Below are 6835 nucleotides of genomic sequence, written 5' to 3' on the forward strand. Positions count from 1 at the left end.
GGGTGGTTTTTTTGTTTTTCAGACCGGGGGGGGGGCGGGCCCCGCCGGCCACCGTCATTCGACCGGGGTCGAATTACTTGCCTGCGCGGGCCGAATACTCGCCCGAGCGGGTGTCGACCTTGATGATTTCATCCTGGTTGACGAACAGCGGCACGCGGACCACGGCGCCGGTTTCCAGGGTGGCCGGCTTGCCGCCGCCGCCCGAGGTGTCGCCACGGACGCCCGGGTCGGTTTCGGTGATCTTCAGTTCGACGAAGTTCGGCGGCTGCACGAAGATCGGCTCACCGTTCCACAGGGTCACGATGCAGGACTCTTCGCCCTTCAGCCACTTCTCGGCGCCGCCCATGCCCGACTTGGTGGCCTGGACCTGCTCGAACGATTCCGGGTCCATGAAGTGCCAGTACTCACCGTCGGTGTACATGTAGTTCATGTTGGTATCGACGACGTCCGCCTTCTCCACGTCGTCGGTGGCCTTCATGGTCATTTCGACCACGCGGCCCGACTTGATGAAGCGGTACTTCATGCGGGTGAAGGCCTGGCCCTTGCCCGGCTTGACGTACTCGGTCTCGGTGATGACCGCCGGTTCATTGTTGACCAGGATCTTCATCCCGTTCTTGACGTCGTTCATGCCAACAGTGGCCATGCTGAAACTCCTGAATGGGCAAACGCCGCGCAGGCGCGGCGAGCCGGATAGAATGGAAAGGCTTTCCCTATGATAACCGCAGGCCCCCATTCCATGCAGCTTTCCGCCACGCCCCTGCCCACCCCCGTCCGCTGGCAACAGCTGTGGCGCGAGGCGGTCCGCGACCCGCGGACCCTGCTGGAACAGCTGGGGCTGGACCCGGATGCGCTGCCGGTATCGGCCGAGGCGGCCGGTCAGTTCGCGCTGCGGGTGCCGCAGGGCTTCATTGCGCGCATGCGCCACGGCGACCGCCACGACCCGCTGCTGCGCCAGGTGCTGCCGGTCACCGACGAGCTGCAGCACGCGCCGGGCTTCACCCTGGATGCGGTCGGCGACGGCCTGGCCCGCAAGGCCACCGGGGTGATCCAGAAGTACCAGGGCCGCGCCCTGCTGGTGACCACCGGGAGCTGCGCGATCAACTGCCGCTACTGCTTCCGCCGGCATTTCGATTACGGCACCGAGAACGCAGCCCGCGAGGGATGGCGTGAGGCAGTGGACGCCATTGCACAGGACCCGGGGATCGACGAGGTGATCCTGTCCGGCGGCGACCCGTTGTCGCTGGCGACCCACAAGCTGGTGGAGCTGACCCAGGCGCTGAAGCAGATTCCGCACCTGCGCCGCCTGCGCATCCACAGCCGCCTGCCGGTGGTGCTGCCCGAGCGGGTAGACGAGGAGCTGGTGCAGTGGATCGCCGCCCTGCCCTGGCCGGTGGCGTTCGTGATCCATGCCAACCACGCCAATGAATTCGATGCAGCGGTGGATGCGGCCATGGCGCGCCTGCGCGGTGCCGGCGCCACCCTGCTGAACCAGGCGGTGCTGCTGCGCGGGGTGAACGATTCGCTGGAGGCGCTGCAGGACCTCAGCGAGCGCAGTTTTGCTGCAGGCGTGCTGCCGTATTACCTGTACCAGGTGGACCGGGTGCAGGGCGTGGCGCATTTCGAGGTGGATGATGCGACGGCCAAGTCGCTGCATGCGCAGCTGACGGCGCGGTTGTCGGGCTACCTGGTGCCGAAGCTGGTGCGGGAAATCTCCGGCGATTCCAGCAAACGCCCCGTCTGACGCCGCAGTGCGGGTGGGTGACGACCGTTGGTCGTCACGCCTTTACCGTCCCGATTCGATCATCTCGACGACGTCGGTGGCCGTGATCGGCACGCTCAGCCAGTAGCCCTGCGCCAGGTCGCAGCCGCGCTGGCTGAGCAGGTCGAACTGCACTTCCTGTTCGATGCCTTCGGCGACCACGGTGATCCCCAGCGCGTGCGCCATGGCGATGATCGCCGTGGTCAGGGCCAGGTCGTCCGGGTCGCGCTGCATGTCGGCGACGAAGCTCTTGTCGATCTTGACCCCGTCCACCGGCACCTGGCGCAGGTGGCTCAGGCCCGAGAAGCCGGTGCCGAAGTCATCCAGCCACACCTTCACGCCGGTGCGGTGCAGCTTATCCAGCAGGGCCGCGGCCAGCATCTCATCGCCGATCACCGCCGTTTCGGTCAGCTCCAGGTGCAGGCGCGAGGCCGGCAGGCCGGTGTCGCGCAGGCAGTCGGCCACCAGCTGGGGCAGCTCGCCGCCGCGCAGCTGGCGCGGGGAGACGTTGACCGAAACGAACATGCCTTCGCCATCGGACGAATGCGGCCACTGCACCGCCTCCATGCACGCTGCGCGCAGCACCTTCGGCCCGATCACTTCGATCAGGCCGCTCTGTTCGGCCACTTCGATGAACACCGAGGGCGGAATGGTGCCCAGGGTCGGGTGCTGCCAGCGCAGCAGCACTTCCACCCCGACCATGCGGCGGTCGCGGGTACGGAAGATGGGCTGGTAGACCAGGCGCAGCTCGCCGCGCTCCCAGGCACCGCGCAACTCCTGTTCCATGTGCACGCGGCGTTCCACCGCATGGTCCATGGCGCGGCTGTAATAGCGGTAGCAGTTCTTGCCGGCAACCTTGGCCTGGTACATGGCGATGTCGCCATTCTTCAGCAGGGTGGTCGCATCGGCGGCATCGTCGGGGAACAGGGTCACGCCGATGGAGGTACCGAGGAACAGCTCCCGGCCCTGCACCACCAGCGGCTTGCTCAGCTCGCGGACCAGGATCTCAGCCAGCTGGCGCGCGCTCGCCGCCACGTCGCCATCGCCGATCAGGATGACGAATTCATCGCCGCCAAAACGGGCCAGCAGCGCTTCGTCACCGCCGGCCTGGGCCACGGCCGCACTGATGCGCTGGGCGAACTGCAGCAGCGCTTCATCGCCGGCCTCGTGGCCGAGGGTGTCGTTGACCCGCTTGAAGTCGTCCATGTCGGCAAACAACAGGCCCAAGCGGTGGTTGGACGCACGCGCGGCCATCAGCCGGTGGTCCAGCGCCTCGCGGAACGCCAGCCGGTTGGTCAGCCCGGTCAGCGCATCGGTGTAGGCCATGTGCCGCACTTCGCGGTCGTGGCGGGCAATCGCCTCGCTCATCCGGCCGAACGCACGCACCAGTTCGCCCACTTCGTCCTGGCGGCTGCTGTGGCTCAGCTGCGGGCGGTAATCGCCGGCTTCGATCTGGCGCGCGGCAGTGGCCAGCCCGCGGATCGGGCCGACCAGGGTGCGCTGCACGTAGATGATGACCACCACGCCGATGGCCAGCAGCAGGCCCAGCATCAGCAGCAGCCAGCCCAGGTGCCGCTTGCCCACCTGCTGCAGGCGCTCGCCCAGGGTCAGGTTGGCCCGCTGCTCCATGGCCTGCACGTCATCCAGCGCCATGCCGACGCGGACGCCGCCGATGCGCTGGTTGCCAACCATGATCGGCATGGCGTTATCCAGCACCTTGGGCGATTGCTGCACCACCAGCTTGCGCGCGCCCACTGCCCCGGCGGCCAGCGGGTCCTGCATGGGCCGACCGAAATCGATCACTTCGGCCGAGCCGTCGTGGATCAGCTTGCCGTCCTCGTCGAACACCAGCACGTAGCGCACGACCTGCTGCCGCGAGGTGTTGCGCACCAGCGCACCCACCTGGGCCAGGTCGTTGTAGTACAGCGGGTTGGCCAACGCGTCGGACAGCTCGCGCGCCAGGGCCTCGCCCCGGCTGCGCACGCTGCGGTCGAACAGTTCGTGGATGACGCTGCCGCTGAGGTGCTTGACCTCCTCCTGCATCGCCGCCTGGCGCCCCAGCACCACGGCCACGATCGCCACCACCACCACCATCGCCCCGCCCATCGCCAACACGAAACGGGACTGCATTCCGGAACCCAACGGCCTCATTCCACTTCCATCCGCACGCGTGTAAGACCCTGTTTCAATTCATCCAAACGGTGCTGCATCTGCGCATCGACCCGATGGAACCCGGACGTACCAAAAAACTTCTCGAGCGCATCCTGCGCCTGCGGATCCGAGGCGGCATCCAGCAGTACCTGCTGCAACCTGTCACGCACTTTCGGGTCCAGCCCCGCCCGCACCACTTCCACCGCACGCGGGTAAGGCTCGGTGCGGTAGATGGCGCGGAAGTCGCGGCGGAATGCAGCCGGAATCCGGTGCGGATCGGCCCAGTCCACGCTGCTGACCGCGCCGGCATCGACCACGCCCTTATGCACGAAGGTGGCGATGTTCGCCTCCGACCGCGCGAACACGTAGCCCACGGTGTCCGGTGCGGCCGCGTCGCGCGCGGACAACAGGATCTCCGGGGTCAGGCCGTTCTGCAACAGGGTCATCACCGGCACCAGGTAGGCGCTGGTGGAGGCCACGTTCTGCAGGGCCAGGGTGTGGCCCTTGAGGTCGGCCAGGGAGGTGATGGGGCTGTCGCGGCGCACGAAAAACACGGTCTGGTAATCACGCACGCCACTGCGTTCGGTCAGCAGCAGCGGCTGGGCGCCGCTGCGCAGGCCCAGGTTGACGGCGGTACCGGAGGTTTCGGTGACCCAGTCGACCCGGCCACGGCGCAGGTAGCTGGCCATCTGCTGCGCATCGGGCGCCATCAGGATGCGGCCTTCGGTGATGCCGACATCGCGCATGCGCGGGACAACGTAGTCGAGCAGGGGTTGCAGTTGCGCATAGTGTGACTTGGGGTTGTCGCTGATCCGGCCCAGCACCAGGACGTGGTCCGGGTCGGCGTGGCCTGGACGGGTGTCATCGGGGGCGGCCGCTGCGGTGCCAGCCGTCATGACGATGGCCAGACACAGCAACCCTCCCTGCAACAGCCATCGCAGTACCGGCAATCCCATTCGCTCCCCCCAAGGAATCGAGACAGCCTACCCGAAAAAGTGAGACGTGCGTCAGGTCATTCGGGTTTAGCGTTCGCCAATCGTGCCATCCGCTGGGCGTCGGCCAGGATGCCGCGCAGCAGGCGCACTTCCTGTTCGCTCAGTTCGGTGCGCAGGAACAGGCGGCGCAGCTTGCGCATGGCCGAATCCGGGGCGCGGCCCTTGTGGAAGTCGATCTCGTCCAGGGTCTGGCCGAGCTGGCCGAACAGGCCTTCGACCTGGGCATGGCTGGCCGGCTGTTCACGATGTTCAGGATCGGCCGGTGCGGCCGCTTCCACCCCACCGAGGCTGGCCATGCGCAGCTCATACGCCAGCACCTGCACGGCGGCGGCCAGGTTCAGCGAGCTGAACTCCGGGTTGGAAGGAATGTGCACGGCCAGATGGCACAGCTGCAGTTCTTCATTGGTCAGGCCGGTGCGCTCGCGCCCGAACACGAAGGCGACCTCGCCATCGGCCTCGGCCGCCTTGGCCAGGGCGCGCTGGGCGGCCACGCCGGGCAGCAGTTCTTCCAGCTGGACGCGACGGGCGCGGGCGGTGCAGCCCAGCACCAGCCGGCAGTCGGCCACGGCTTCGGCCAGGGTGGCCACCACGGGGGCGTCGCCAAGCACGTCCTCGGCGCCGGCCGAGCGGCGGAAGGCTTCTTCATCCAGCGGCTTTTCGGGGGCAACCAGCACCAGCCGGCCCAGTCCCATGGTCTTCATGGCACGGGCGGCGGCACCCATGTTGCCGGGGTGCTGGGTGCCCACGAGGACGAAACGGATACGGGAGGAAGCGGATTCAGTGGACATGAACAGGCCAAACGCGAGCAGGACAGTCACAAATGGTAAACTGTGCGACCGGCCTCTGCGCCGGGACCGCTCTTTTCCCCCGCCAGTACCCCCTACTCTGCCTTTCCGGGAGCTTTTCGCCATGCAGAAACCCGCCGTCACCGTCATGGTCAAGGCCGCCCGCCTCGCCGGCAACGTCCTGTTGCGCAACATCAACAAGCTGGAGGCGTTGAACGTCGTGCAGAAGGGGCGCATGGACTATGCCAGTGAAGTCGATGCGGACGCGGAAAAGGTGATCGTCAAGGAACTCAAGCGCGCCTATCCCGAGTACGGGATCATGGGCGAGGAAGGCGGCGTGCAGGCCGTCAACCGCTACATGTGGGTCATCGACCCGCTCGACGGCACCAGCAACTACCTCCGCGGCTTCCCGCACTACTGCGTCTCCATCGCCCTGGTCGAAAACGGCGAGCCGATCGACGCGGTGATCTTCGATCCGCTCCGCAATGAACTGTTCACCGCAAGCCGTGGCGCAGGCGCGGTGCTGAACGACCGCCGCATCCGCGTGGCCGACCGCAAGGACATGGCCGGCGCGATGATCCACACCGGCTTCGCCCCGCGCGAGCGCGCCCGCACCAGCGCCCAGCTGAAGGCGGTGGACGCGCTGTTGGTCCACGCCGAAGACGTGCGCCGCACCGGTTCGGCCGCGCTGGACCTGGCCTACGTGGCCTGCGGCCGCGCCGATGCCTACTTCGAAGCAGGCGTGAAAGCCTGGGACATCGCGGCCGGCGTGCTGCTGGTCCGCGAAGCCGGCGGCCGCGTCTGCGACTTCAAGGGCGCGACCCCGGGCCGCATGGACAGCCGTGGCCCGGAAACCCAGCAGATCGTGGCTGGCAACGTGAAGAACACCGACATCCTGCAGAAGGTGCTGGTCAACACCGGCTACGCGGCTGAGTTCGACGCCAAGTTCTGATCCGGTTGATGTGAGATTCAAGCGACGGCGCCTTCGGGCGCCGTTTTTGTTTTGGCCTCCGCGCGTAGAGCGTTGGCTGTTTGGTTGTTCCTGCGCGGGGCGAGGACGGGGATGCCCTGGCCGGACACGCGTGAACCCATCCATGGGGCTTATCGCAGCATCCATGCTGCTCAAAGTCCGGCCAGGGCATCCC

6 protein-coding genes are annotated in these 6835 nt (G+C 67.2%); 2 read left to right on the forward strand and 4 right to left on the reverse strand.

Annotated features, from left to right (window positions below; translation table 11 throughout):
- Positions 1-73: 73 nt before the first annotated feature.
- Entirely contained in the window at positions 74-643 is a 570-nt protein-coding gene (efp, locus tag QMX79_RS19185) for an elongation factor P (protein ID WP_282248193.1), read from the reverse strand.
- A gap of 69 nt (positions 644-712) precedes the next feature.
- Between efp and epmB the strand changes: the two genes are divergently transcribed.
- Positions 713-1741, forward strand: a complete 1029-nt coding sequence (gene epmB, locus QMX79_RS19190; RefSeq protein WP_282248194.1) for an EF-P beta-lysylation protein EpmB — start codon at positions 713-715, stop codon at positions 1739-1741.
- A 42-nt stretch (positions 1742-1783) separates the two neighbouring features.
- Here the strand turns inward: epmB and QMX79_RS19195 are convergent, their stop codons facing one another.
- The 3 genes from QMX79_RS19195 to QMX79_RS19205 are packed head-to-tail and all read right to left on the reverse strand — an operon-like array spanning position 1784 to position 5693.
- Positions 1784-3910 carry an EAL domain-containing protein gene (locus QMX79_RS19195; protein ID WP_282248195.1) on the reverse strand — a complete coding sequence of 709 codons (2127 nt, stop codon included), beginning with the start codon at positions 3908-3910 and terminating at the stop codon, positions 1784-1786.
- The gene (locus QMX79_RS19200; protein WP_282248196.1) at positions 3907-4866 is read right to left on the reverse strand and encodes a phosphate/phosphite/phosphonate ABC transporter substrate-binding protein; all 960 of its coding nucleotides are present in this window, start codon (positions 4864-4866) and stop codon (positions 3907-3909) included. Before QMX79_RS19200 ends, QMX79_RS19195 begins: the two co-directional genes overlap by 4 nt.
- 56 nt (positions 4867-4922) lie before the next feature.
- The gene (locus QMX79_RS19205) at positions 4923-5693 is read right to left on the reverse strand and encodes an RNA methyltransferase (protein WP_282248197.1); all 771 of its coding nucleotides are present in this window, start codon (positions 5691-5693) and stop codon (positions 4923-4925) included.
- Positions 5694-5814: 121 nt separating this feature from the next.
- On the opposite strand from QMX79_RS19205, the gene QMX79_RS19210 reads away from it, so the two are divergent.
- Positions 5815-6642, forward strand: coding sequence for an inositol monophosphatase family protein (locus QMX79_RS19210; protein WP_282248198.1), 828 nt, complete (start codon positions 5815-5817; stop codon positions 6640-6642).
- Positions 6643-6835: the final 193 nt, after the last annotated feature.

The organism is Stenotrophomonas sp. PS02300 (genome assembly GCF_029959395.1).
Lineage (GTDB): Bacteria > Pseudomonadota > Gammaproteobacteria > Xanthomonadales > Xanthomonadaceae > Stenotrophomonas > Stenotrophomonas maltophilia_AD.

What these genes read in the sequence shown, in the direction of transcription:
- efp (WP_282248193.1), bottom strand. Translation starts at nt 643, where the DNA reads ATGGCCACTGTTGGCATGAACGACGTCAAGAACGGGATGAAGATCCTG.
- epmB (WP_282248194.1), top strand. Translation starts at nt 713, where the DNA reads ATGATAACCGCAGGCCCCCATTCCATGCAGCTTTCCGCCACGCCCCTG.
- QMX79_RS19195 (WP_282248195.1), bottom strand. Translation starts at nt 3,910, where the DNA reads ATGAGGCCGTTGGGTTCCGGAATGCAGTCCCGTTTCGTGTTGGCGATG.
- QMX79_RS19200 (WP_282248196.1), bottom strand. Translation starts at nt 4,866, where the DNA reads ATGGGATTGCCGGTACTGCGATGGCTGTTGCAGGGAGGGTTGCTGTGT.
- QMX79_RS19205 (WP_282248197.1), bottom strand. Translation starts at nt 5,693, where the DNA reads ATGTCCACTGAATCCGCTTCCTCCCGTATCCGTTTCGTCCTCGTGGGC.
- QMX79_RS19210 (WP_282248198.1), top strand. Translation starts at nt 5,815, where the DNA reads ATGCAGAAACCCGCCGTCACCGTCATGGTCAAGGCCGCCCGCCTCGCC.